The sequence below is a fragment of the Sphingomonas astragali genome (assembly GCF_051400615.1).
Lineage (GTDB): Bacteria > Pseudomonadota > Alphaproteobacteria > Sphingomonadales > Sphingomonadaceae > Sphingomonas.
The window spans coordinates 42532-67686 of sequence record NZ_JBLFFH010000003.1 but is presented as its reverse complement, the minus strand read 5'-3'; the positions used below and the strand labels follow the sequence as shown (position 1 = coordinate 67686).

General features: G+C 69.2%; 23 protein-coding genes. 11 read left to right on the top strand and 12 right to left on the bottom strand.

What is annotated here, in order from left to right; all coding sequences use genetic code 11:
* Positions 1-77: 77 nt before the first annotated feature.
* The 4 genes from ACMGER_RS14880 to xseA form a co-directional block, all read right to left on the bottom strand.
* Positions 78-3170 carry a TonB-dependent receptor plug domain-containing protein gene (locus tag ACMGER_RS14880; RefSeq protein WP_436812953.1) on the bottom strand — a complete coding sequence of 1031 codons (3093 nt, stop codon included), beginning with the start codon at positions 3168-3170 and terminating at the stop codon, positions 78-80.
* Positions 3171-3436: 266 nt separating this feature from the next.
* Entirely contained in the window at positions 3437-4306 is an 870-nt protein-coding gene (locus ACMGER_RS14875) for a M23 family metallopeptidase (RefSeq protein WP_436813547.1), read from the bottom strand.
* Positions 4307-4350: 44 nt separating this feature from the next.
* On the bottom strand, positions 4351-4548 hold the full coding sequence (locus ACMGER_RS14870) for a DUF2093 domain-containing protein (protein WP_436812952.1): 198 nt from the start codon (positions 4546-4548) through the stop codon (positions 4351-4353).
* A 31-nt stretch (positions 4549-4579) separates the two neighbouring features.
* Positions 4580-5962, bottom strand: a complete 1383-nt coding sequence (xseA, locus tag ACMGER_RS14865; protein WP_436812951.1) for an exodeoxyribonuclease VII large subunit — start codon at positions 5960-5962, stop codon at positions 4580-4582.
* Here xseA and purD point away from each other — a divergent pair.
* The 3 genes from purD to ACMGER_RS14850 all read left to right on the top strand — a co-directional run bounded on the left by purD (position 5961) and on the right by ACMGER_RS14850 (position 9843).
* Positions 5961-7229 (top strand): phosphoribosylamine--glycine ligase, encoded by a 1269-nt coding sequence (gene purD, locus ACMGER_RS14860; RefSeq protein WP_436812950.1) that lies wholly within the window; start codon positions 5961-5963, stop codon positions 7227-7229. The genes xseA and purD overlap by 2 nt on opposite strands.
* Positions 7230-7420: 191 nt before the next feature.
* Complete coding sequence (locus ACMGER_RS14855; protein ID WP_436812949.1) at positions 7421-9187, top strand: vWA domain-containing protein; 1767 nt, start codon at positions 7421-7423, stop codon at positions 9185-9187.
* Positions 9188-9252: 65 nt separating this feature from the next.
* Positions 9253-9843, top strand: coding sequence for a helix-hairpin-helix domain-containing protein (locus ACMGER_RS14850; RefSeq protein WP_436812948.1), 591 nt, complete (start codon positions 9253-9255; stop codon positions 9841-9843).
* Positions 9844-9996: 153 nt separating this feature from the next.
* On the opposite strand, the gene ACMGER_RS14845 is transcribed toward ACMGER_RS14850, so the two are convergent.
* Positions 9997-11301, bottom strand: a complete 1305-nt coding sequence (locus tag ACMGER_RS14845) for a hemolysin family protein (protein ID WP_436812947.1) — start codon at positions 11299-11301, stop codon at positions 9997-9999.
* Between the two features lie 131 nt (positions 11302-11432).
* Here ACMGER_RS14845 and ACMGER_RS14840 point away from each other — a divergent pair, with 131 nt between their 5' ends.
* A complete protein-coding gene (locus ACMGER_RS14840) occupies positions 11433-12101 on the top strand; it encodes a YiaD family glycine zipper/OmpA-like lipoprotein (RefSeq protein ID WP_436812946.1) in 669 nt (222 codons plus the stop codon).
* 272 nt (positions 12102-12373) lie between these two features.
* Here the strand turns inward: ACMGER_RS14840 and ACMGER_RS14835 are convergent, their stop codons facing one another.
* Genes ACMGER_RS14835 through ACMGER_RS14825 form a run of 3 tightly spaced genes read right to left on the bottom strand, consistent with a single transcriptional unit; the run spans position 12374 to position 13276 of the window.
* Complete coding sequence (locus ACMGER_RS14835) at positions 12374-12802, bottom strand: nucleoside deaminase (protein ID WP_436813546.1); 429 nt, start codon at positions 12800-12802, stop codon at positions 12374-12376.
* 40 nt (positions 12803-12842) lie between these two features.
* Positions 12843-13037, bottom strand: a complete 195-nt coding sequence (locus tag ACMGER_RS14830) for a YqaE/Pmp3 family membrane protein (RefSeq protein WP_436812945.1) — start codon at positions 13035-13037, stop codon at positions 12843-12845.
* Positions 13034-13276: a hypothetical protein gene (locus ACMGER_RS14825; protein ID WP_436812944.1), complete on the bottom strand. Its 243-nt coding sequence runs from the start codon at positions 13274-13276 to the stop codon at positions 13034-13036. The genes ACMGER_RS14830 and ACMGER_RS14825 overlap by 4 nt, the downstream gene beginning before the upstream one ends.
* A 166-nt stretch (positions 13277-13442) precedes the next feature.
* Between ACMGER_RS14825 and rpmB the strand changes: the two genes are divergently transcribed.
* The gene (rpmB, locus tag ACMGER_RS14820; RefSeq protein ID WP_436812943.1) at positions 13443-13739 is read left to right on the top strand and encodes a 50S ribosomal protein L28; all 297 of its coding nucleotides are present in this window, start codon (positions 13443-13445) and stop codon (positions 13737-13739) included.
* On the opposite strand, the gene ACMGER_RS14815 is transcribed toward rpmB, so the two are convergent.
* A complete protein-coding gene (locus ACMGER_RS14815; protein ID WP_436812942.1) occupies positions 13736-14782 on the bottom strand; it encodes an esterase-like activity of phytase family protein in 1047 nt (348 codons plus the stop codon). The genes rpmB and ACMGER_RS14815 overlap by 4 nt on opposite strands.
* 164 nt (positions 14783-14946) lie before the next feature.
* Between ACMGER_RS14815 and ACMGER_RS14810 the strand changes: the two genes are divergently transcribed.
* Entirely contained in the window at positions 14947-15312 is a 366-nt protein-coding gene (locus ACMGER_RS14810; RefSeq protein ID WP_436812941.1) for a glycine zipper 2TM domain-containing protein, read from the top strand.
* A 410-nt stretch (positions 15313-15722) separates the two neighbouring features.
* Here the strand turns inward: ACMGER_RS14810 and phbB are convergent, their stop codons facing one another.
* Genes phbB through ACMGER_RS14795 form a run of 3 tightly spaced genes read right to left on the bottom strand, consistent with a single transcriptional unit; the run spans position 15723 to position 19636 of the window.
* Positions 15723-16445, bottom strand: coding sequence for an acetoacetyl-CoA reductase (gene phbB / locus ACMGER_RS14805; protein ID WP_436812940.1), 723 nt, complete (start codon positions 16443-16445; stop codon positions 15723-15725).
* A gap of 33 nt (positions 16446-16478) precedes the next feature.
* Entirely contained in the window at positions 16479-17471 is a 993-nt protein-coding gene (hemH, locus tag ACMGER_RS14800; RefSeq protein ID WP_436812939.1) for a ferrochelatase, read from the bottom strand.
* Positions 17471-19636, bottom strand: a complete 2166-nt coding sequence (locus tag ACMGER_RS14795) for a xanthine dehydrogenase family protein molybdopterin-binding subunit (protein WP_436812938.1) — start codon at positions 19634-19636, stop codon at positions 17471-17473. Before ACMGER_RS14795 ends, hemH begins: the two co-directional genes overlap by 1 nt.
* A gap of 86 nt (positions 19637-19722) precedes the next feature.
* Here ACMGER_RS14795 and lgt point away from each other — a divergent pair, with 86 nt between their 5' ends.
* From lgt to ACMGER_RS14770, 5 genes are all read left to right on the top strand, one after another.
* A complete protein-coding gene (gene lgt / locus ACMGER_RS14790; protein ID WP_436812937.1) occupies positions 19723-20589 on the top strand; it encodes a prolipoprotein diacylglyceryl transferase in 867 nt (288 codons plus the stop codon).
* A gap of 249 nt (positions 20590-20838) precedes the next feature.
* Complete coding sequence (locus ACMGER_RS14785) at positions 20839-21870, top strand: class I SAM-dependent methyltransferase (protein ID WP_436812936.1); 1032 nt, start codon at positions 20839-20841, stop codon at positions 21868-21870.
* The gene (locus ACMGER_RS14780; RefSeq protein WP_436812935.1) at positions 21867-22376 is read left to right on the top strand and encodes a GNAT family N-acetyltransferase; all 510 of its coding nucleotides are present in this window, start codon (positions 21867-21869) and stop codon (positions 22374-22376) included. The genes ACMGER_RS14785 and ACMGER_RS14780 overlap by 4 nt, the downstream gene beginning before the upstream one ends.
* Complete coding sequence (pgeF, locus tag ACMGER_RS14775; RefSeq protein ID WP_436812934.1) at positions 22373-23137, top strand: peptidoglycan editing factor PgeF; 765 nt, start codon at positions 22373-22375, stop codon at positions 23135-23137. Before ACMGER_RS14780 ends, pgeF begins: the two co-directional genes overlap by 4 nt.
* Before the next feature lie 52 nt (positions 23138-23189).
* A complete protein-coding gene (locus tag ACMGER_RS14770; RefSeq protein WP_436812933.1) occupies positions 23190-24509 on the top strand; it encodes a cystathionine gamma-synthase family protein in 1320 nt (439 codons plus the stop codon).
* The last annotated feature ends 646 nt before the right edge of the window (positions 24510-25155 follow it).

Here is a 25155-nt window from a genome sequence, read left to right as displayed (position 1 = left end):
TTCGAGCCATTCAACAAACAAAAATGGGGCGGCTCGGAACGAGCCGCCCCAAATTGCGGACGTATGTTCCGTCTGGCTTAGAAATCGACCTTCGCACCGATCCGGAAGTAACGGCCAACCACGTTGGCCTGACCCCACGCCGGATTGTACTGCATGATCGAATAAGCCGCCGACGGATCGAACTGCGGCTTGATGTTCAGGAAGTTGAGCGCGTTGGCGTAGATCGTGAAGTGATCGTTCACGCGGTAGCTCGCGGCGAGATCCGCATTCCACTGCGCACCGACCTTGCACTTCACGGGCGTACCATCCTGATAGGTCACGACCGAAGCGCCGATGCTCTCCAAGCAGTCACCCTTGACACCGCCATAGTCGACCGAAGCCAGATCATAGCCGTCGGTGTAGTAGACGGTGCCGGTCAACGAGAAGTCACCGACGGACAGCGTGTTCTGCCAGTTACCACGCCACTTCGGCGAACCCGAGCATGACGTGTAGTCGCACGGGCTCAGCGAACCGTCGTAGCGCTCGATCGTGCCGCTCTGGCGGTGCACCTCATACTTGATCAGGTACGAGGCATCGAGCGAGCTGTAGAGCTTCACGCCGCCACCGAAGTCGTGATTGGCCTCGAAGCCGAAGTCGATACCCTGGACCCGCTCCTCGTCCGCGTTCTGGAACGAGAACTGGAGGAAGCCCGGCAAAGCACGAGCACCCGGAACCTGAGGGTCGGGAACGCCCGGGACGACCACGACACCGGGAACGGCAGTCGTGTTGCCACTACGCAGATACGCGTCAAGCGCCGCTTCCTGATCCTCCGCCGAAATGTTGCCGATGACGTCCTTCACCTTGATGTTGAAGTAGTCGATGGTGAAGCTGACGTTGCGGATCGGCTCGAGCACCACGCCGGCGGTCCAGCTCGTCGACTTTTCCGGATCGAGCGCCGGATTGCCGGTCGACGTGCGGCCCAGGTTATACTGGCCCGTCACATAGGTGTTGTTGTTGTGCGAGGCGCAGAATTCCGCGTAGGTCGTGCAATTGATCGACAGCGTGGTGTAGCCGGTCGTCGGCAGACCGTACGCCTCGTTGAACGACGGAATACGGAAGCCCTTCGACCAGGTACCGCGGATCAGCACCTGCTGGATCGGCCTGAACTTCGCACCGACCTTCGGCGAGAAGTTGCTCTGGCCCGACGAGTAATCGTCGTAGCGGCCTGACACGTTGACCTCGAACTGCTCGACGATCGGCGCGTTGATCTCGAAATAGCCCGACTTCACGTTGCGGCTGCCGACCGCACCCACCGCATTGATGGTGTAGTAGCGATCGTACGGATGCGCATCGTTGGCCGGGTTGGCCGACTCGTCGTCGATCGACTCGTGACGATAGGCCGCGCCGACCGCCACCTGCAGCGGCCCGCCCGGCAGGTCGAACAGCGTACGGCCGATGTTGGCGTCGATCTGCCAGAGGTTCGAGGTCGACGTCTTGCTGTTGATCGGCGCCACATAGTCGAGAACCTCCTGGCTGTTGAGCCAGGGCTGCACGAAATTGTAGCTGCCGTCCGCGATCACGTCGGCAAGGCGCTGCGGAATGATGTAGTTCTCGCTGATGCGCTCCAGGCGAACTTCCGACGCCGTGAACTCGACGTTGTAGTTCCACTCGTTGTTCGAGCCGAACGAACCCTTGATGCCAGCGGCGCCGCGAAGCGAACGGGCGTTCGTCTCGACGGTCTGCGGCAGGAAATAGCGACCGCGCAGGAGTGCAACCTGACCAGCGGCCGCATAGGGATTGTTCGGGTTGAGCGTGCCGTTCGTCGCATCGCAGCCGGTGCTGGTGTTGACGCCGGTGGCCGGGTCGATCGTTCCGACACCCGCCGAGCAGACATAGACCGGCAGCACGATCGGGTTGAACGTCACCGATCCCGGAGGCGGCGTCTGGTTGTTGAAGGCAGCCGGCGTCAGCTGCGAATAGGTATTCACATGCATGAAGTTGCCGGCGACATAAGCCTCAGCATTCTCGCCGATCTTCGCGGTCGCGCGAACCGCGAAGCCGTAGCGCTCGGTCGACGGACGAATCGTGCCATAGGCCTCTCGTAGGTCCATGCTGCACTGGTTAGGTGCCCAGCTGTAGAGGGTGCCGGTCGGATTAAGCTGCCGCGCACTGTCCGGCAGGGTGATCGGCGTTGCGCCGAAGGCGCCGCAATCGGTGTTGAGCAGCTGATACTCGCCCGTGCGGCTACCATCGAGATTGCCCGGAGCAATAAGGGGGTTGACCGGGATGGTCGTGCCGCCCAGCGAACCATTCCGATTCACGCCGAACTGATACCAGCGGGTCGGGATCGCCATACAACCGCTGGTGGTGCCAGTGGCAGGCGTGCCGTCCTTACAGATGCCGCTGAGGTCGCCCGAGTTGAACGGATATTTGCGATCGCGGGCCCAGATTACGCCATTCTTGCGATAGCTGCCGCCGACGTAGATGTTGAAGCCCTGCTCGTCGAGATCGCCATAGCCGGCGGTAAGGTCGATCCGCTGCTCGGCACCATCACCCTCTTCCGAGATGCCGGAGGAGGCATTCAGATGGACGCCGGTGATCTGTTTCTTCATGATGACGTTGACCACGCCCGCGACAGCGTCCGCGCCGTAGGTCGACGATGCGCCATCCTTCAGCACCTCGATCCGGTCGACGACCGCATCCGGAATGGTGCTGAGATCGACGAAGTTGCGGTGTCCGTCATCGGCGACCGGATAGGGCGCCATGCGCAGGCCGTCGAAGATGGTCAGGGTCTTCTGCACGGTCAGGCCGCGCAGCGAAACCGCATTCGCACCGGCCGCGAAGTTGTTACCGTTGTTCCACCCTTCCGCGATCGTGCCGGAACCGTTGGCGGAGAGACGCTGCAGGCCCTCGGCGACGGTGTTGATGCCGCGCTCCTCTAGGGTAGCCGTCGACAGCACCGTCACAGGTGACGGCGTCTCCCGGTCCGTACGACGAAGGATCGAACCGGTAACGACAATGTCGGTACCCTCTTCGGTCGTCTCCTCCTGAGCGGCCGGGCTGGCCGACTGGCCAGTCGTCGTTTGCGCCAATGCCGGCGCGGCCCACATGCCTGCACCGAGCAAGGCGAGCGCCGGCAAGGCAGCGCCGCCGAACAGCGACTTGCGCATGAAATAGGTGTTGCTGGTCACAGATCTTCCCTCGCATATTGGCCCGTTCGGCAGTGCGCCGCCCCCAAGGCCGATTGTGATCTTTCGCACGGCGCACACCGCGCCTGTGCGAAGGATTATGCGCGAAGGTCTAAGCCCCGTTCATCCGCTGTAAAGCTGACATGCACGCGAAACCTCGCCTTTTCGAAGGGACTGTAACCAAAATAACACAGATGGTCGCGCGGAGGTTTCCGCGGTGCACCATTCTGTCGCCATAGCGCCGACGACAGCAGCAATATTACACCGCCTCAATTCCCGGCCGGCATCGGACCGGCGACCAGCAGCGGATCGATCCGCGCGTCGCGCCACTTCATCCCCCAATGGAGATGCGGCCCGGTCGCGCGCCCGGTGTGACCGACGCGCCCGATCGGCTGGCCTTGGCGGACGTGGTCGCCGACGCGCACGTCGATGCGGCTGAGGTGCAGAAAGGCGCTGTTGAGGCCCATGCCGTGATCGATCATCAGCAGGTTGCCCTCCAGCGTGAAGGGGTGATCGGCCGCCAGGATCACCACGCCGTCGGCAGGCGCCACCACCACCGCGCCCTCCGGCTTGGCGACGTCGACCCCGGAGTGATAGGCGCCGGGCTCGCCCCTGTAGATGCGCTGGCTGCCGAAGCGGCCGGAGATGCGGCCGGTCGCGGGCCAGATGAAGCGCTGGCGCCACCCCTCGGCGCCGGTCTGCCGCGCCCGTGCCGCGGCGATCCGGGCGAGCTCGGCGGGGCGGCGGCGGGCGAATTCCGGGCTCGGCTGGGGAAAGCGCGGGAGCCGGTTCAGCCGCTCGATCGGCCAGGCGCGCGGCGCGATCGCGAGCGCGCGGGTGACGACGGAGCCGTCCGATCGGGTCGCGGTCAGCGCGGCGTTCGGGCCCGCATCGCGATCGAAGGCGATCAGGAACTTGCCGTCCGGCGCAAACGGAACCGGCGCACCGTCGAAGCTCAACGCGGTGGTGCCCGCCGGCACGGTGCCGCGAAGGATGCCGCCCTGGATGATCGTGCCGTCGAGGACGAAATCGCTTGCCGGCAAGGGGCGCGCCCGAGGCACGGGGCTGACGGTCGCCGGCGCCTCAGGAGGGAGCGCCGCCGGGCCGGGCGCGGACGGCGGAACGCAGCCGGCGAGCATGATCAGCGCGGCGACCGCCGCTCCCCCGCCCGCCGTGGCTCGCCTCACTGCGCGAGCGTCTCGCTGGCGATCCTGGCGCTGGCGTAGGGTTCCTGCCGCGCGACGCTCCAGTAGCGCAGCTCGTCGAGCGGGATCCTGGCGCCGCTCACCGCGCAGATCACATGGTCGCCGGGCGCCAGCACGCGGAAGCCATTGGCCATATAGTGGAGCCGCGCCGTGCGCGCGGTGTTGGACATCAGCATCGGTTCGCCCTGTTCGATCAAGGGGTTCGGTCTAGAGCAGGCTCGGCTGCTCGGGCTTGGCGGCAGGATAGGGCTTCGCGCCCGCGCGCTCAACCCGCGCGTCGACGGTGCCGTCCTTGAAATGGAGCGTGAGCGCACCGGCGGCGCGCGCGGCGTCGGCGCCGGTCACCACCTTGCCGCCGGGCCGCGCGGCGACCCAGGCATAGCCGCGTTCGAGCGGCTTGTCGGGATGCGCGGCGTCGAGCAGCCGGCTTGCGGCCTCCAGTCGCGCCCTGGCGGCCGAGAGACGGTTGGTCAGCATCGACGGACGCAGCGCTCCGCCCGTGCGGTCGAGATCGCGGCGGGCGCGGACGAGGCGACGTTCGAGCGCGAGGTCGAGACGCGCGCCGAGATCGTCGGCCTTCTGGCGCTGCGGCCCGAGCAGCGCATCGCGGCGGGGCAGCACGCGGACCAGCGCCTGGAGCCGCTCGCTGGCGCGTTCGTGATAACGGCGGGCGCAGCGTTCTGCGCGCAGGCCCAGCGTGGCGATGCCGTGCGCGAGCTCGGCCTTGACCGGCACCGCGATCTCGGCGGCGGCGGTCGGCGTCGGGGCGCGCAGGTCCGCGGCATGGTCCGACAGGCTGGTGTCGGTCTCATGCCCGACCGCGGAAATGATCGGGATCGAGCAGGCGGCGATGGCGCGCACCACCGCCTCCTCGTTGAACGCCCACAGGTCCTCGATCGAGCCGCCGCCGCGCGCGACGATGACGAGGTCGGGGCGCGGCACCGCCCCGCCCGGCGCCAGCGCGTCGAAGCCGCGCACCGCCGCCGCCACCTCGGCTGCGGCACCCTCGCCCTGCACCTTGACCGGCCAGACCACGACATGGGTCGGGCAGCGGTCCTCGAGCCGGTGGAGGATGTCGCGGATCACCGCGCCGGTCGGCGAGGTGACGACGCCGATCACGTGCGGCAGGAACGGCAGCGGCTTCTTCCGCGCCGGATCGAACAGCCCCTCGCCGGCCAGCTTGGCCTTGAGCTTCTCGAGCAGCTGCATCAGCGCGCCCTCGCCAGCGAGCTCCATCCGCTCGATCACGATCTGGTATTTGGAGCGACCGGGATAGGTGGTGAGGCGGCCGGTCGCGACCACCTCGACGCCGTCGGCGGGGGTGAAGGGCAGCGCCGCCGCCGACCCGCGCCACATCACGCCGTCGATCACCGCGCCTTCGTCCTTGAGGCAGAGATAGACGTGGCCCGACGATGCGCGCTTGTAGCCCGAGATCTCGCCGCGCAGGCGGACATGGCCGAACTCGCCCTCGACCACGCGCTTCAACCGGCCCGACAATTCGCTGACGGTGAGCTCGGGCGCGTTGCTGCCGGGCGCGGGCTCGGCTACCAGCCGGGCGGTGTCGAAGTCGTCGTCGAAAGGGTCGGCCATGAATGTCCTGCTGGTCGGCTCGGGAGGCCGCGAACATGCGCTCGCGTGGAAGCTGGCGCAATCGCCGCGGCTCACGAAGCTGTTCGCCGCACCCGGCAATCCGGGGATCGCCGAACACGCCGAGCTTGTCGAGCTCAACATAGCGGACCACCGCGCCGTCATCGACTTCTGCCGGCGCGAGCATATCGGCTTCGTCGTGATCGGGCCCGAGGCGCCGCTGGTCGACGGGCTCGCCGACAATCTGCGCACGATCGGGGTCGGCGTGTTCGGGCCGAGCAAGGCGGCGGCGCAGCTCGAGGGCTCGAAGGGCTTCACCAAGGACCTGTGCGCGCGCGAGGGCGTCCCGACCGCGCGTTACGAGCGGGTCCATGCGCTCGACGGCGCACGCGCCGTGGTCGGCGAGTTCGGTCTGCCGGTGGTGATCAAGGCGGACGGCCTCGCCGCGGGCAAGGGCGTGACCATCGCCACCACCGCCGACGAGGCCGACGCCGCGCTGGCCGCGCTGTTCGAGGGCAGCGCCGGCGCCGAGGCGGTGATCGAGGAATATCTGACGGGCGAGGAGGCGAGCCTGTTCGTGCTGACCGACGGTACGCAGCTGATGCCGTTCGGCAATGCCCAGGACCACAAGCGCGTCGGCGACGGCGACGTCGGGCCGAACACCGGCGGCATGGGCGCCTATTCGCCGGCGCGGGTGCTGACCCCCGAGCTGGAGGCGCGCGCGATCGAGGAGATCGTGCGGCCGACGATCGAGGCGCTGGCGCGGGTGGGGACGCCGTTCCAGGGCGTGCTCTACGCCGGGCTGATGCTGACGGCCGAGGGGCCGAAGCTGATCGAATACAACGTCCGCTTCGGCGATCCCGAGTGCGAGGCGCTGATGCTGCGGCTGGAGAGCGACCTGCTCGAGCTGATGATCGCCAGCGACGAGGGCAGCCTGGCCGAGCATGACGCCAGGTGGCGCGACCAGGTGGCGATGACCGTGGTGATGGCGGCGAAGGGCTATCCCGGCACGCCCGAGAGCGGCGGAACGATCGGCGGGATCGACGTGGCCGAGGCCGACGGGGCGAAAGTTTTCCATGCCGGGACCAGGCTGGCGGGCGGCAAGCTGACCGCCGCCGGGGGCCGTGTGCTGGCGGTGACGGCGCTCGGTTCGAGCGTCGCCGAGGCGCAGGCGGCGGCCTATCGCGCAGTCGACACGATCGATTTCCCGACCGGCTTCTGCCGCCGCGACATCGGCTGGCGCGAAGTGGCGCGGGAGAAGGGGGAGTAGACTTCGGGACGTCCGAGGATCGGTCGACATTCAGTTATGCCGCACGGCTATGTCTTAAGCCCCTCCCCTTCAGGGGAGGGGCTAAGCATTGAATGTCGATCCATTCATCCACCGCTCATCGCGCGAATGGCACGCTCGCACGCATGTTCGCCATGTGACAACATATCACCATCACCGAGGGAGTGATGCCGATGCGTGTTCAAGCCGTGTCCTCGCTGGCGCTCGGCGCCCTTCTCCTCACCTCCGCCGCGCCGTCGCCGGTTCCGCAATCTCCGCTGGAGAAACGGATCCTGCCGCTGCCGCCTCAGCCTTCGCCGGTGCGCTGCCGGATGGGCGATCGCACCGTTCCCAATCCCGGTCCCGTCTATGCACCGCAGCCGCGCACCGGCGTGATGCCGCCTCCACCCCCGCCACCGCCGCCTCCTCCGCCCGCGACGGCCGTGGCGCCGATGGCATTGCAGGAGGTGGTCGTCACCGGATCGCACAACGCACCGGCCACCCGGATGAAGCGCGGCTACGCGCCGCCGCCCTACGGCGCCTACGGCAATACCGAGCGTTACGACGGCCGTGCGGTCGCCTCGATCCAGGACGTCGCGCAGGCGCCCGTCTCCACCTTCTCGGTCGACGTCGACACCGGCGCCTATGCCAATGTCCGCCGCTTCCTGACGCAGGGCCAGCCGGTGCCCGCCGAGGCGGTGCGGACCGAGGAGATGATCAACTATTTCCGCTACGACTATCCGCGCCCGGCCGACCGCGCCGCGCCGTTCAGCATCACCACCGACGTCGCGCGCACGCCGTGGAATGCGGACACGCGGCTGCTGAGGATCGGCCTCAGGGGCTATGACGTCGACATGGCGACGCGGCCGCCGGCGAACCTCGTTTTCCTCGTCGACGTGTCGGGTTCGATGGACCAGCCGGACAAGCTGCCGCTGGTCAAGACGGCGCTGACCGGGCTCGCCGACCAGCTCCGGCCCGACGACCGCGTCGCGATCGTGGTCTATGCCGGTGCGGCCGGCGTGGTGCTGGAGCCGACCAGCAGCAAGGACTACGTGAAGGCCGCGATCGACTGCCTGTCGGCGGGCGGCTCGACCGCGGGAGCGGAGGGCATCCAGCTCGCCTACGACATCGCGCGGGCGAACTTCCGCAAGGGCGGCATCAACCGCATCTTCCTCGCCACCGACGGCGACTTCAACGTCGGCGTCAGCGACAACAAGCAGCTCGAGGCATTGGTCAAGAAGAACCGTGACGACGGCATCACCCTCACCACGCTCGGCTTCGGCGAGGGCAACTACAACGAGGCGATGATGGAACGCATCGCCGACGTCGGCAACGGCAACTACGCCTATGTCGACAGCGCGATGGAGGCGCGGAAGGTGCTCGACGAGGAGCTGTCCGCCACGCTGGTCACCATCGCCAAGGACGTGAAGGTGCAGGTGGAGTTCAATCCCGCCGAGGTCAGCCAGTACCGGCTGATCGGCTACGAGAACCGCGCGCTGGCCGAGGAGGACTTCACCAACGACGCGGTCGACGCCGGCGACATCGGCGCGGGACATCAGGTGACGGCGCTCTACGAGATCGTGCCGGCGGGGGCGAAGGGCTGGACGCCGGAGCGGCGCTACCAGGCCAACCGGCCGGCACGCGGCGCCTCGACCGGCAGCGAGCTCTGCTACGTCAAGCTGCGCTACAAGGCGCCGGACGGCACCACCTCGCGCGAGATCAGCCGCCCGGTGCCGGCGTCGCTGCTGCGCACCGCAGGCGAGCCCTCCGGCGACATGGCCTTCGCGACCGCGGTAGCGGCGTTCGGCCAGAAGCTCCGGGGCGACAAGTATCTCGGCGGCTACGGCTATGCCGACATCCGGCGGCTCGCCGGCGACGGCGGCGGCTATTGGCGGCAGGAGTTCGTGAAGCTCGCCGAACTCGCCGACAAAGGCGGGCAAGCGGTCTCCAGCCGCGATTGAGGCGCTGGACGGCAATGCTCCCGAACGATTAGCATCGCAGGCCAAATCGTTCGGGAGTGGACGTCATGGAAGGCAAGGGCACGCCGGTCGCAGGCGCGGCGGACAAGATGCAGGGGATGACGATCACCACGCTCGTCCTCGTCGCGATCGCGATAGTCGTCGTGCTCGCGGCGATCTGGTGGGGCCGCAAGCTCCGCCTCCAGCGCAAGCGCATCGAGAACGAGCTCGCCAGGAAACGGCAAACGGCACATGCCGAGCCCGGCCAGGCGACCGAGACGGCGCCGCCTCGGACCGCGCCGCCGCCACCGCCGCTGGCCGACACGCCGGTCGCCGCCGCGGCGCCGTTCGAAGCGGCGCCGGCGGCAATGGCGGCCGACCTCGCGACGCCGCCGCCTACGTCTTCGCTGTCACCCGAGGGCGCGGACGACTTCACGCGGCTGAAGGGTGTCGGCCCGAAGCTCGCGGCGCGGCTCAACGAGCTCGGCATCACCAGCTATGCACAGATCGCCGCGCTCACGCCCGAGCAGGCCGCCGATCTCGACGCGCAGCTCGGCACGTTCAAGGGCCGGCTCCAGCGTGACCGGTGGATCGAGCAGGCGGGGTATCTTGCGCGCGACGATCGCGACGGGTTCGAGGCGGCGTTCGGGAAGCTTTGATCGTCCTTCCCCTCTCCCCTTGGGAGAGGGAGGGGCCCGCTCGGCGCAGCCGAGTGGGAGGGTGAGGGCGACCACCGCTGGCCGCAGTCACCCTCACCCTCCCGCCGCCTTCGGCGGCTCCTTCCCTCTCCCAGAGGGAGAGGGACGGTGAGCTCACTCCACCCGGCTCACCAGCAGCTTGTCGATCTTGTGGCCGTCCATGTCGACGATCTCGAAACGCCAGCCCTGCTCGACGAAGCTCTCACCCTCGGTCGGCAGGTGCTTGAGCACCGACAGCGCCAGGCCGGCGACGGTCGCATAGTCGCGGTCCTCGTCGAGCATCATGTCGAGCCGCTCGGCGAGGCGGTCGGCGGAGACGCTGCCGGCGATCAGGAACGAGCCGTCGTCGCGCACCACCACCGCAGGCTCCTCGCCCGGCTCCACGTCCGAGGCGAAGCCGCCGGCGATCGCGGCGAGCAGGTCGATCGGCGTCACCACGCCCTCGAAATGGCCGTACTCGTCGTGGACCAGGCCCATCGGCACCTCGGCGCGGCGCAGCACGCCGAGCGCGTCCATCGCGTCGACCTGGTCGGGCAGCACCGGCGCCGGCTTCATCAGCACGCGCAGGTCGAGCGGCCTGCCCTCGATCAGCGCCACCGCGATCGAGCGGGCCTCGACCACGCCGATCACCGCGTCGATCGAGCCTTCCGCCACCGGCAGGCGGGTGCGCGGCGTCGCCAGCAGCGCGTTGCGCACGCCGATCTCGTCGAGGTCGACGTCGAGCCAGTCGACGTCGGTGCGCGGCGTCATCACCTCGCGCACCGGCCGGTCGGCGAGGCGGACCACGCCCGAGATGATCGAGCGCTCATGCTCCTCGATCACCCCCGAGCGGGACGCTTCGGCGACGATCAGATGGAGTTCCTCGGCGGTGACGTGATTCTCCGATTCGCGGCGCAGGCCGATCAGGCGGAAGAAGAGCGCGCTGGTGGCGTCGAGCAGCCACACCAGCGGCGCCGTCAGCCGCGCGAGCCACAGCATCGGCACCGCCATCAGCACCGCGATCGGCTCGGGCGAGCGGAGCGCGAACTGCTTGGGCACCAGCTCGCCGACGATCAGCGAGGCGAAGGTCGTGAGGCCGATGACGACGACATAGGCGATCGTCTCGGCGGTCTCGTGGCTGAGGCCCAGCGCCTCGATCCGGGCGGCGGTGGGTTCGCCGAGGCTGGTCCCCGAATAGGCGCCGGCGACGATGCCGATCAGGGTGATGCCGATCTGGACGGTCGACAGGAACCGGCCGGGATCGGCGGCGAGCTGGATCGCGGTGGCGGCGCCGCTGCGCCCGGTCCGCACCATCGCCTCCAGCCGCGCCTTGCGCGCGGAGACGATCGCCAGCTCGCTCATCGCGAACACGCCGTTCAGAAGGATGAGCGCGAGGATGATCGCGACGTCGATCCAGGGGAAAGGGGGGAGCGCGTGCATTGGCGTTCCGCTATCCCATAGCCGCGAAGCTTACGGTTTCACAACCGTCACGTCAGGCCGGGTTCAGTGCGCAGGCGGAACAATTGCCGGCAATACAGGGTTCCAACGTCGTAAAAACGGGAGGTTTTGACATGATCCGATCCAAGCTTTTGCTCGGGGCCGCGCTCGCGTCGCTGACGCTTGCCAGCGCCTGCGTCACCGATCCGGAGACCGGCGAGCGCCGTCCCGCCAAGGCGGGCCTCGGCGCCGCGGTGGGCGCGGTCGGCGGCTATCTGCTCGGCGACCTGGTCGGCGGGCGGCGCGACCGCACCGAGAAGATCGTCGGCGCCGGCATCGGCGCGATCGCGGGCGCCGGCGTCGGCGCCTATATGGACAATCAGGAGCGCGAGCTGCGCCGCCGCACCGCCGGTACCGACGTGCAGGTGATCCGCCAGGGCGACGATCTGGTGCTCAACATGCCGTCGGGCATCACCTTCGCCTATGACAGCGCGAACATCCAGCCGCAGTTCCGCGGGACGCTCGACCAGGTGGCCGACGTGCTGCGCCAGTATGACCGCACCTATGTCGACGTGTACGGCCACACCGATTCGACCGGCAGCGATTCGTACAACATGGGTCTGTCGGAGCGCCGCGCGACCTCGGTGGCCGACTATCTCGCCAGCCACGGCGTGCAGCCGGCGCGGATCGGCACCCGCGGCTTCGGCGAGAGCCAGCCGGTCGCGTCCAACGACACCGAGGACGGCCGCGCCGCCAACCGCCGCGTCGAGATCAAGATCGTGCCGGTGACGAACGAGGGGTAAGCGCCTGGGGTCGGATGAGGTGGAATCCGTGCTCCTGCGAAGGCAGGAGCCCTGGACTACATGCCATTCGCTTGCGGCCTGAGCTCCTGCCTTCGCAGGCGCACCGATGCTGCTTCGATACGAACGGACAGACGTTAGAGTCCGTTTGGAAAAGGCGGCACCGGCCCGCTCCGCCACCTGGCCACCCACGAGCGTATCCTGATGGGTGGCCGGGTGGCGGAGCGGGCCGGTGCCGCCGAAATGCGCCTTCTGGCGCCTTTCCAAACGGGCACTTAGCGCCGCATCGCGAAGAACTCCCGGAGCAGCGCCGCCGCCTCGGCTTCGCCGATGCCGGCGTAGACCTCGGGGCGGTGGTGGAGCGTCGGCTGGGTGAACAGCCGCGGGCCGTGCTCGATCGCGCCGCCCTTGGGGTCGCTCGCGCCGTAGTAGAGCCGCGCGATGCGGGCGTGGGCGATCGCGCCGGCGCACATCGCGCAGGGCTCCAGCGTCACCCACAGGTCGCAATCCTCGAGCCGCTCGCGGCCGAGCTGGGCGGCCGCCTCGCGAATCACGCGCATCTCGGCATGGGCGGTCGGATCGTGGAGCCCGCGCGGCGCATTGCCGGCGACCGCGATCACGCAGCCGTCGTGGACCAGCGCGGCGCCGACCGGCACCTCGCCGGCCGCGGCGGTATCGCGGGCGGCATCGAGCGCGGCGCGCATCGGTTCGGGAAGCGGGAACATCCGCCTTCCCCTAGCCGGTTCAGGCTGCGCTTGTCGAAGGCCGGCCGATGCCCGATTCGGGCTGCAGCACCGTCCAGAGCGCGAAGATCGCGCCAGGCACGAACGCAAGCAGGGTCAACGCGCAGGCGATGAGGAAATGGCTGTCGGCGCCGCGCTTCAGGTACACGCCGAGCGGCGGCAGCAGCACCGCGGCGACGATCCGTCCCGCGCTCATTGCACCGCGGCGGCGTTGCCCGCCTTCTCGACGCCGATCGTCGGGACCTGCACCGTCTTGTTGACGGTTCCCACGTCGATGCGGCCGACGTCGGCCTTGAACTCGGGCGCCTGGCCGCCCTCCACGTTGATCTTGGGCAGGCTCGCCTGACGGGTCTGATCGATGCTGACCAGCCCCAGCGCCATCAGCACGATCAGCACCACCACGGCCAGGCCGATCAGGGCGAGAAGCGTCCGCATCCTTGGTCTCCCGAAAATCGGTTCGTTCGCGTAATAACGCGTGGACGTCGAATGAGGTTGCACGCTTAAATCGGCAGATGCCGGCTGAATCGGTTGACTGGATGGCCGTCTCCAGCTACGTGCGCCGCCTTTCCGGGGCATATCCCGAAACTCAGGAACGAGCACAATGTCGCGCATCTGCGAGCTGACCGGCAAGGGCCGGCAGGTGGGTCACAATGTTTCCCACGCCAACAACAAGACCAAGCGCACCTTTCTGCCCAACCTGCAGAATGTGACGCTGATGTCGGACGCGCTGGGCACCAGCGTGCGGCTGCGCGTGTCGACGCACGGCCTGCGTTCGGTCGAGCATGTCGGCGGCCTCGACAACTGGCTGCTCAAGACCCGCGACGAGGACCTGTCGCTGCGCGCGCGCCGCCTGAAGCGCGACGTCCGCAAGAAGCTCGGCGAGACCGCCGCGGCCTAACGCGCCTCCGCGTCTGGCGAGACCGGCCTGCTTCCCTCGCGGGAAGCGGGCCGTTCGCGTTTGGGCCAATCGCTTCTGGGGAGGTCGAGCCGGAACTTGAGCAGCAGCGTGCGCTGGAACCAGGACAGATTGTCGTCGGACACCAGCCAGACGATCGTCGCGCCGCCTTCGCGGGTGATGGCAATCCCTTCGAAATTGTCGTGGATCAGCGGCGATTCGAGCGCCGCGATCTCCCGTCCCACCACGCGCTGCCCCGGCTTGACCTTGCGCGTGTCGACGAGCGTCAGCTTGTTGACGAAGCCGGTCCCGAGCGAGAAGCGGCGATTGAGCACGAGGAGCCGGCCATCGGGCAATTCGGCGGCGTCGACCGGGCGGTAGTGCCGGGGCGGCAGATAGGCGAAGGCGAAGCCCCGGCGCGGCGCCGACACCGGATCGCCGAGGAAGCGCAGCACCGCCTTGCCGCCGCCGGGCGCCTTCTGCCCTTCGGAAAAGACCAGGAAGCCACCCCCGCGCAACCGCACCATCGTCTCGGCACCGCTGTTGATCGGCCAGTCGCGCATCGCCGGCGGCGTCGCCGCGCCCTCGGGCCGCGCGAAGCCGGGCGTATAGCGCCAGATCATGTTGAAGCGCTCGAAGCCGACCCAGATGCGGCCGCTCGCCGGATCGCGCACCATCGATTCGCTGTCGCGGTCGAGCTTGCGCCAGCCGCTGCGGGGGCCGGCCGGCAGCACGCCGAACCAGGGATTATGTGGCCGCATCGGCGGCGCCATGCGGAAGCCGAACAACAGACCGCCGTCCGACAGCAGGGTGAAGCGATCGCCGTCGACCGTCATCGACGAGAAGCCGCCGAACGCAGGATCGTCGCTCAGGAGCTGGAGCCCGCCGAGAAAGGTCAGCGCACCGATCCGCTGCGGATCGCCCGCGCCGAGCGCGACCGGCCGCGTCTTCACCGTCGGCGTGCCCCGGTAGAGCGGCAGCCGCTCCTCTCCCGACCAGCTCGGGCAGAGCAGCAGCACGGCGAGGATCACGCGGAGGAAGCGCACACATGCCGCTGTGCCTGAAGCGGAGCCGCAGCGGAAGGGTCCGGCTGAACGGCGGATAACCAACGGATTCAGGAACGGCTCAAGCCGGATATGCGAATCACATATCTGTCGACGGCGGTTGAGTCGCACCGGCGCCGGCACCGAAAGTTGCGAGGAGACGAAAGATGTTCAAGAAACTGATGCTCGCCGGCGCCGCGTTCGCGATGGGTGCCGTGAGCCTGGTCCCGGCGCCTGCGATGGCGCAGCGCTACGACCGCCACTATTCGCACGGGCGTTACTATGACGGCTACGACCGCGGCTACCGCAGCTATCGCGGCCGCGACTACAACTATCGTTCGTACCGGGCGCGCGAGAAGTGCCGCGACGGTGACGGCGGCACCATCGTCGGCGCGATCGCCGGCGGCCTGGTCGGCAACACGGTCGCGGGCCGCGGCGGCGACCGGACGCTCGGCACCATCCTGGGCGCAGGCCTGGGCGCCGTCGCCGGCCGTGCCATCGATCGCTCGGATCGTCCGCATTACTGCCGTTGATCGGCAGTCAGTATCCCCGCGTAGCGTATCGGGGCGAGGGGCCGGCTTCCTTCCGGGGAAGCCGGCCCCTCTGTTTATCGGTTCACGCGAAGGCGCGATGACGCGGAGAGAAGAAGAAGAAGAGTTTGTTCGCGCAGAGGCGCAGGGGACGCAGAGATATCTCGCTTGCGGCCGTCGTCTCGCGCAAGCGAGACCCTTTCATCCGTGGCAGCCCAGCTTTGGAAGCCGCTGGCGCGGCTGAGAGTGCGGCAGGCGACGTATCTCTGCGCCCTCTGCGCCTCTGCGCGAACGAATCTTCCTCCTCGCGCCTTCGCGCCTTTGCGTGAACCTATTCCTCACCCGCCCCTCGACTTCGCCCGGGACGAACGGAGGAATCGTGGACCGGCGCGGTCCGGCCGCGCCTTCGGCCGTCAATACATGTGCTGCCCGCCGTTGATGCTCAGCGTCGAGCCCGTCACGAACCCGCCATCCTCCGAGCACAGGAAGGTGACGCCGCGGGCGATCTCGCTCGCTTGGCCCAGGCGCCCCACCGGGATCTTGGCCACGATCTTCTCGAGCACGTCCGCCGGCACCGCCGCCACCATGTCGGTGTCGATGTAGCCGGGCGCGATCGCGTTCACCGTCACGCCGAAGCGCGCGCCCTCCTGCGCCAGCGCCTTGGTGAAGCCGTGGATGCCCGACTTGGCGGCGGCGTAGTTGACCTGGCCGTACTGCCCCGCCTGGCCGTTGATCGAGCCGATGTTGACGATGCGGCCCCACTTCCTCTCGCGCATCCCGGAGAACACCGCCTTCGCCATGTTGAAGCAGCCGCCGAGGTTGGTGCGCATCACCTCGTCCCACATCTCGTAGGTCATCTTGAGGATGGTCGCGTCGCGGGTGATGCCGGCGTTGTTGACCAGCACGTCGACCGGACCGAGCTCGGCCTCGATCCGCTTCACGCTCTCCTGGCACGCGTCATAGTCGGCGACGTCCCATTTGAACGCAGGGATGCCGGTGCGATCGCTGAATCCCCGCGCGCGCTGCTCGTTGCCGGCATAATTGGCGGCGACGGTCATGCCCTGCTCCTTGAGCGCGATGCTGATCGCCTCGCCGATTCCGCGCGTGCCGCCCGTGACGATCGCTACCCGTGCCATGACCTTCCTCTCCGTGACTGACCGGCCCCGACGCTAGGCGGCGTCGATCCACCCCGCAAGCTCGCGCGCGAGCAGGCGGCGCAGCATTGCGACGCCTTCACGGTCGGCGTTGAGGCAAGGCAGATAGGCGAAGTCGGTTCCGCCCGCCGCGCGGAAGGTCTCGCGCCCGCGGATCGCCAGCTCCTCCAGCGTCTCGACGCAGTCCGCCGCAAAGCCGGGCGCGACCACCGCGACCTTGCGCACACCCTTCGCCGGCAGGGCAGCGAGCGTCGCGTCGGTGGCGGGCTCCAGCCATTTCGCGCGGCCGAAGCGTGATTGGAAGGCGACGATCAGCTCGCGGCCCGATGCTTCGGACAGGAGGCGCACGGTCTCCTGGCAGTGGTCATGATAGGGATCGCCGAGCTCGCGCGTCCGCTGCGGCATTCCGTGGAAGCTGGCGACGATCGCGTCCGGCACGAAATCGAGACGCGCGAGCGACGTTTCGACCGAGGCCCTGAGCGCGGCGACATAGGCGGGATCGTCGTAATAGGGCGGCAGCGTGCGCACCGCCGGCTGCCAGCGCATCGTCGCCAGCGCGGCGAACGCGCTATCGTTGGCAGTGGCGGTCGTCGCCGCGCAATATTGCGGGTAGAGCGGCGCGAGCAGGATGCGCTCGCATCCCGCCGCCTTGAGCGCGATCACCCGGTCGGCGATCGCGGGGCGGCCGTAGCGCATCGCCCAATCAACGCTCACGTCCCCGCCGAACGCATCCTTCAGAGCGGCCGCCTGCTCGGCCGTGATCGCGGCGAGCGGCGAGCCGGCTTCGGTCCACACCTGAGCATAGGCATGGGCGGACTTGCGCGGGCGGGTGCGCAGGATCACCCCGCGCAGGATCGGCTGCCAGAGCGGCTTCGGGAGCTCGATCACGCGCGGATCCGACAGGAACTCGGCGAGATAGCGGCGCACCGCACCCGCCTCGGCGGCATCGGGCGTGCCGAGATTGATCAGCAGCACGCCGACCTTGGCGCGCGGATGACCGGCCGACATCACAGCGGCAATCGCCTGTACCGGTTGCCGGAGAGCGACGCGATCGCATTGGCCAGCGCGGGCGCGACCACCGGCACGCCGAGTTCGCTCACCCCGCCCGGCTCGGCGTCGCTCTCGATCAGCTCGACGGTGATGTCGGGTGTGTCCGCCAGACGCGGCAGGCGGAGGTCGCGGAAGCTGCGCGCGTCGGCGCGGCCGGCAGTATAGCCGGTGGAGGCGCCGGTCGCGGCGGCGAGGCCGAAGATCAGCCCGCCCTCGATCGCCTGCAGCACCAGCTCGGGGTTGATCACCCGCCCGCAATCAACCGCCGCCACCATGCGGTCGACGCGCGGACGGCCGCCGTCCATCCCCGCCTCGACCATCAGCGCGATGCGGCTGCCGCGGAAGCGGTGGCAGGCGACGCCCTGCCCGCTGCCCGGCACCCCGCCCTGCCAGCCGCCCAGCGAGGCGATGGTGGTGAGGCAGCGCGCCAACCGCGGCTCGGCGCCGAGCATCGAGATGCGGTAGGACAAGGGCTCGGTGCCGGCGGCGTTGGCGAGCTCGTCGACGAAGCTCTCGGTCGCGAAGCAGGTCGCGAAATGCCCGCCCGAGCGCCACCAGCCGGACGGGATACCGATCTCGGCCGGATGATGATCGACCGCCCAGGCAGGAAGGCGATAGGCCGGCGCGGCGCCGTCGACCGCGACCGCATCGCCCCGCTCGTGCAGCGCGCGCGCGATCGGCCCGGCGCCCCCGAGCCGCTCCGCCAGCTCATGGCCGAGCGACGGCGCGGCGACCGCCGCCTGCCAGCCGAGGATGCCGCCCTCCGCCCCCAGCCGCGCCAGCATCCGCAGCCGCGCGGGCGGGCGCGGCGGCGGGCGCATCAGGCTTTCGGCGCGCGACCAGCCGAGCTGGACCGGCTTGCCGAGCCGGCGCGTGAGCAGCGCCGCCTGGGCCACCGCCTCGCTCTCCAGGTTCGCGCCGAATGCGCCGCCGGCCATCATCGGGTGCAGCACCACGCGCTCGGGCGCGATGCCGATCGCCCGCGCCGCCGCCGCGCGCGTCGCCTGCGGCGCCTGGGTGGCGGCGTAGAGGATCAGCTTGCCGTCCTCATAGCTGGCGGTGGCGGTGACCGGCTCGATCGCGGCATGGAGGCCGGCGCCGACATGATATTCGGCGCTCACCACATGCGCGTTGCTGAACACGGCGGGAAGATCGCCCTCGCCCGCGACGCGCTCGCCGGGACGGGCCAGCGCCTCGGCCAGCGCGCGGTCGATCGCGGCGCTGTCGACGAGCGGCGCCGGCGTCTCGAAGCGCGGATCGAGCGCCTCCAGCGCGCGATTCGCCGCCCACCAGGTGTTCGCGACCGCCGCCACCCAGCGCTCATGCTCGACGATATGGAGCATACCGGGCACGCGCTCGGCACCCCTGCGGTCGACGCGCACCAGCCGGCTGGCGCCGACGGGACCGTGGCGGACCGCGGCGAACACCATGCCGGGCAGGCGGATGTCGCCGGCGAAATTGGCCGAGCCGTCGACCTTGGCGGGGGCGTCGAGCCTCGGCGCGGGTGTGCCGGCGAGCCGGGCCTGGCCGTCGCGGGGCGGGATGTCGCCGGGCAGGCTTTCGCGCGCCGCCTCCGCCGCCAGCTCGCCGAAGCGCAGCCGCTCGTTGCCGCGCACCACGAATCCCGCTTCGGTGCGCAGCGTGCGCCAGTCGGCGTCCCAGCGCCCCGCGGCCGCCTTCATCAGCAGCGCCCGCGCCAACGCCCCGGCGCGGCGGAGCGGCGCCTCGAACCGGCGGACCGAGCTCGACCCGGCGGTCAGCATCGGCGCCTCGCCGTCGAGCAGGTGCCGCCAGCCGGTATCGGGACCGAACAGCACCTCGGCGGCGAGCGGGTTGGCGTAGAGGCCGCTCTCGGGCGCCGCCTCCACCCCCACCGTCCGCCAGTCGGCGCCGAGCTCGTCCGCGACGATCTGCGGCAGCGCGGTGTAGACGCCCTGCCCGTGCTCGCATTGCGGCACGGCGACGGTGACATGGCCGTCGGTGCCGATCTTGATCCAGCCGGCGAACACCGTCTCGCCCTCGGCGGCGGGCAGGTTGACGACATGCGCGCGGGGCCACAGCGCATAGGCGACGACCAGCCCCGCCGCGGCGCCGCCGCCGATCAGCAGCGTCCGTCGGTCCATGACATGCTCGCCTTCATCCGCTCCGCTCTATCGCGACGCCGCGCCGGCCGCTAGTGAGAGCGCGCCACCTTCCGGGAGAGCCCGTCTTGCTGTCGATACTCGCCGCCGCCGGCCGGCATATCCGCTACGAGGATCTGCACCTCGATCCGGTCGCGCTGCACCTCGGCTTCTTCGACCTCAAATGGTATTCGCTGGCCTATATCGCCGGCATCCTGGTCGGCTGGTGGTATCTGATGCGCCTGCTCGCGCAGCCGGGCGCGCCGATGGCGAAGCGCCATGCCGACGACCTCGTCTTCTACGCGACGCTGGGCATCATCCTCGGCGGGCGGCTGGGCTATGCGATCTTCTACGCCCCCCAGCTGCTGACATCGCTCAGCATCCTCCGCCTGTGGGACGGCGGCATGTCCTTCCACGGCGGGGTGGTCGGCACCACCATCGCGATCATCGTGATGGCGCGGCAGCACAAGCTCAACTGGCTGCGCATCCACGACTATGTCGCCTGCTGCGCGCCGTTCGGGCTGTTCTTCGGCCGGATCGCCAATTTCGTGAACGGCGAGCTGTGGGGCAAGCCCGCCGACGTGCCCTGGGCGATCATCTTCCCGCGCACCGGCGACGACGTCGCGCGCCATCCGAGCCAGCTCTACGAGGCGGGGCTGGAGGGGATCGTGCTGTTCGCGGTGCTGTGGTTCCTGTTCTGGCGGACCGACGCGCGCTACCAGCCGGGCAAGCTCGTCGGCACCTTCCTGGTTGGTTATGGCCTGTCGCGCTTCTTCGTCGAATTCTTCCGCGAGCCCGACGAGCAGTTCGCCGGAACGATCTTCGCCCATGCCGGGCTGCACATGGGACAGCTGCTGACGCTGCCGATGATCGCGGGCGGCATCTACCTGATCGCCACCGCCAGGCGCCGCCGCCTGCGGGTCGAGGCGACGGCGGGGCTGGAGAGCGTGGCCTGACCCAAACCGTCATGCCGGACTTGTTCCGGCATCCACCGAGCAGCAAGAACCGAAACTGACCGAAACGGGGCACGGTGGACCCCGGAACAAGTCCGGGGTGACGAATTAGAGCCTGTCCGGATGAAGTGGAATCGTGCTCCTGCGAAAGCAGGAGCCCTGGATCACGGGGGTATCTCTTGCGGCCTGAGCTCCTGCTTTCGCAGGAGCACTGGCACTGCTTCAATCTGAACAGGACAGACTTTAGGACAAGTGACCGAAGACCTCCTTCCCGAACGCCTCGCCCGCGCGATCACGCTCGCCGGGCCGATCCCGCTGTCGCAATATATGGCGGCGGCGAACGCGCATTATTACGCGACGCGCGATCCCCTGGGCGCCGCGGGCGATTTCACCACCGCGCCCGAGATCAGCCAGATGTTCGGCGAGCTGATCGGCCTGTGGCTCGCCGACCTGTGGAGCCGCGCCGGACGGCCGGCGGCGCGCTACGTCGAGTTCGGCCCCGGCCGCGGCACGCTGGCGAACGATGCCCTGAGGGCGATGGCCAAGGCCGGGCTCGCCCCGCCGGTGCACCTCGTCGAGTTCAGCCCCGCGCTCCGCGCGCAGCAGGCCGAGCGGCTGCCGCAGGCGGAATGGTGCGTCGACCTGGTCGGCGTGCCCGACGACGGCGCGCTGCTGGTCGTCGCCAACGAGTTCTTCGACGCGCTGCCGATCCGCCAGCTCGTCAAGACCAACGACGGCTGGCGCGAGCGGCTGGTCGCCTGCCAGGACACCGTGTTCGTGCCGGTGGTCGGCAACACCGTGTTCGATCCGATCGTCCCGCCCGCGCTCAGGGACGCGCCTGCCGGGTCGGTGCTCGAGACCTCGCCGGCGAGCGTCGCCGCGGTGCGCCAGCTCGCCCGCGCGGTCGCGACACGCGGCGGAGCGGCGCTGGTGATCGACTATGGCTATGCGGGCCCGGCGATCGGCGACAGCTTCCAGGCGGTGAAGGCGCACCGCTTCGCCAATCCGTTCGACCAGCCCGGCGAGGCCGACCTCACCGCGCACGTCGATTTCGCCACGCTCGCCGAGGCCGCGCGGGCGGAGGGCGCGGCCACTTACGGCCCGGTCGGCCAGGGCGCCTTCCTGACCGCGCTCGGCATCGATGCGCGCGCGGCTGCGCTCGGCGGCGGGACGGACGTGATGACCGCGCGCGACCGGCTGGTCGGGGCCGAGCAGATGGGGGAATTGTTCCGGGTGCTGGCGATCGTGCATCCGGACTGGCCGCTACCGGAGGGTTTCGCATGATCGACTATCGTGACGCCACGCCGGCCGACGGCCCGGCGCTCGACGCGATGGCGCGGGCGATCTGGGTCGAGACCTTCGCCCACAGCTGTTCGGCGGAGGATGCCGAGGCCTATCTCGCCACCGCTTATGGCCCCGCCGGCGCGCTGCTGCGCGACCTCAACGGCGGCAGGGCGCGCTTCCGGCTGGCGCTCGCGGCGGAGCGGATCGTCGGTTACGCCAAGCTCAACCCGCCGTGGCTGCCCGATGCCGAGCCGGGGGCGATGCAGCTCAGCCAGCTCTATGTCGTGCGCGACTTCCACGGCGCCGGCATCGCGCACGCGCTGATGGACTGGTCGATCGACGCCGCCCGCGCCGCCGGCGCCGCCGCGCTGCTGCTGACGGTGTGGGAGGAAAACCATCGGGCGCGACGCTTCTACGAGAAGCGCGGCTTCGTCCATGTCGGCGACTATGCCTTCCCGGTCGGCAATCAGATCGATACCGACAACATCATGCGGCTGGCGCTGTGAGCGACGTCGAGGTGATCCGCGCCAGGGCGTTCGGCGATCTCGCGCACGGCTTCCTCGGCCGGCGCGGCGGGGTGTCGGCCGGAGTGCTGGCGGGCCTCAACGTCGGCTGGGGATCGGGCGACGACCGGGAGGCGATCGCGGAGAACCGCCGCCGCGCCGTGGAAGCGGTATCGCCGGATGCCAGGCTGGTCACCGTCCACCAGGTCCATTCGCCCGATGCGGTCGCGATCGCCGCGCCCTTCCCCGACGACGCCCGGCCGCGCGCCGACGCGATGGTCACCGACCGGCCGGGCCTGCTGCTCGGCATCCTCACCGCCGACTGCGCGCCGGTGCTGTTCGCCGACGCCGAGGCAGGCGTGATCGGCGCCGCCCATGCCGGGTGGAAGGGCGCGATCGGCGGCGTCACCGACGCGACGGTCGCCGCGATGGAGCGGCTCGGCGCCCGGCGCGAGCGGATCGCCGCCGCGGTCGGCCCCTGCATCGCCCAGGCGAGCTATGAGGTCGACCTCGCCTTCCGGGACCGCTTCGCCGCGGACGATCCCGCCAACGAACGCTTCTTCGTCGACGGCCGTCCCGGCCATGCCCGCTTCGACCTCGAAGGCTATGTCGCGCACCGCCTCGCCGCCGCCGGCATCCGCCGCGTCGAGCTCATGGGCCTCGACACCTATGCCGATCCCGCGCGTTTCTTCAGCTATCGCCGCGCCACCCATCGCGGCGAGCCCGACTATGGGCGGCAGATCAGCCTGATCGGTTTGAGATAGTTTCCACTGTTACTTGTTTTCGGCTAGGTCGGATCGAGATCGGAGAGACAGGATGACGGACGAGACCGAAGCCGAGCTGACCGGGACCAAGCCCCAACGCAAACCCAAGGCATCGGCGCAGTCGATCGGCGAGCGCAGGCTCAAGCCGTCGACCTTGATGATGGGTCACGGCTTTGACCCGATGCTGTCGGAAGGATCGCTGAAGCCGCCGATCTTCCTGACCTCCACCTTCGTCTTTCCCAACGCGGCGGCGGGCAAGCGCCATTTCGAGGGTGTCACCGGCAAGCGTCCCGGCGGCGCCGAGGGGCTGGTCTACTCGCGCTTCAACGGTCCCAACCAGGAGATCCTGGAGGATCGCCTGGGCGTGTGGGAGGATGCCGAGGACGCGCTCGCCTTCTCCTCGGGCATGTCGGCGATCGCGACCCTGTTCCTGTCGATGGTCAAGCCTGGCGACACCATCGTCCATTCGGGGCCGCTCTACGCCGCGACCGAGACGCTGATCGCGCGCATCCTCGGCCGGTTCGGAGTGCATTGGCTCGACTTCCCCGCCGGGGCGACGCGCGAGGAGATCGACGCGGTGCTCTCCAAGGCGGCGAGCGGCAACGTCGCCCTCATCTATCTCGAAAGCCCCGCCAACCCGACCAACGCGCTGGTCGACGTCGAGGCGGTAGCGGCGAGCCGCGACGCGATCTTCGGCAATGGCGCCGGCAAGCCGCCGATCGCGATCGACAACACCTTCCTCGGGCCGCTCTGGGCACAGCCACTCAAGCAGGGCGCCGACATCGTCGTCTACTCGCTGACCAAATATGCCGGCGGCCATTCGGACCTGGTCGCGGGCGGCGTGCTCGGTTCCAAGGCGCACATCAACACCATCCGGCTGATGCGCAACACCATCGGCACGATCTGCGACCCCAACACCGCCTGGATGCTGCTGCGCTCGCTGGAGACGCTCGAGCTGCGCATGAGCCGCGCGGGCGAGAACGCCGCGAAGGTGTGCGAATTCCTCGCCCGGCACCCCAAGGTCGAGAAGGTCGGCTATCTCGGCTTCCTCGAGCGCGGCAGCGACGCGCGGCAGGCCGACATCTACAAGCGCCATTGCACCGGCGCCGGCTCGACCTTCTCGCTGTACCTCAAGGGCGGCGAGAAGGAGGCGTTCGCCTTCCTCGACGCGCTCAGGATCGCCAAGCTGGCGGTCAGCCTCGGCGGCACCGAGACGCTGGCCTCGCACCCTGCGGCGATGACGCACCTGTCGGTGCCCGATGCGCGCAAGGCGGCGCTCGGCATCACCGACAATCTGGTGCGCATCTCGATCGGGGTCGAGGATGCCGACGACCTGATCGCCGACTTCGAGGCGGCGCTGGAAGCGGTGTGATCGCCGTCGCCCCGGCAAGGGAGCCATCACGGGAATGGTTTGATGGGCCCCGATGGCGGGGGCCGCCAATAGTATCTCGCTAGGGGTCTGTCCGGACGAGATTGAATCGTGCTCCTGCGAAGGCAGGAGCCTTGGATCATGGGCGTGTCGCTCGCGGCCCGGGCTCCTGCCTTCGCAGGAGCACTGACACGGCTTCGATCTGAACAGGACAGACTCTGGATTCGGATTCGCGGATCGACATTCGACGGGCGGGCGCCGCCGCGCTTGCAATGTAGGATTTCACCTGCTTGCCTCGCGGGCCGGCGTTGCCGCGGCGCCGGCCCGCTCTTTGATTCCGTCCATCTTGTCCGTGCCGCTCCTGCGCCGCGTCCATGGCGCGCTGGCGTCGCGTAACTGCCGCGTCAACGGCGCTCAGGTGCCGCGTTCCTGCCGCTTCGACGGCGCCTTCATGCCGCTTCGGTAGCGTTTCGGCCTACAAAGGCCGCGCCAAGTCAATTTGGTCAAGATTTTCGGGCATCCTGACACCGGACAGCACCGTCCGAGACGAGGCCGTCTACCCGTGACTTTCGTGACCTTCGACGGTTTTCTGCGGGTTTCGGGATCGTCATCGAAGCAGAGCCAGTGCTCCTGCGAAGGCAGGAGCTCA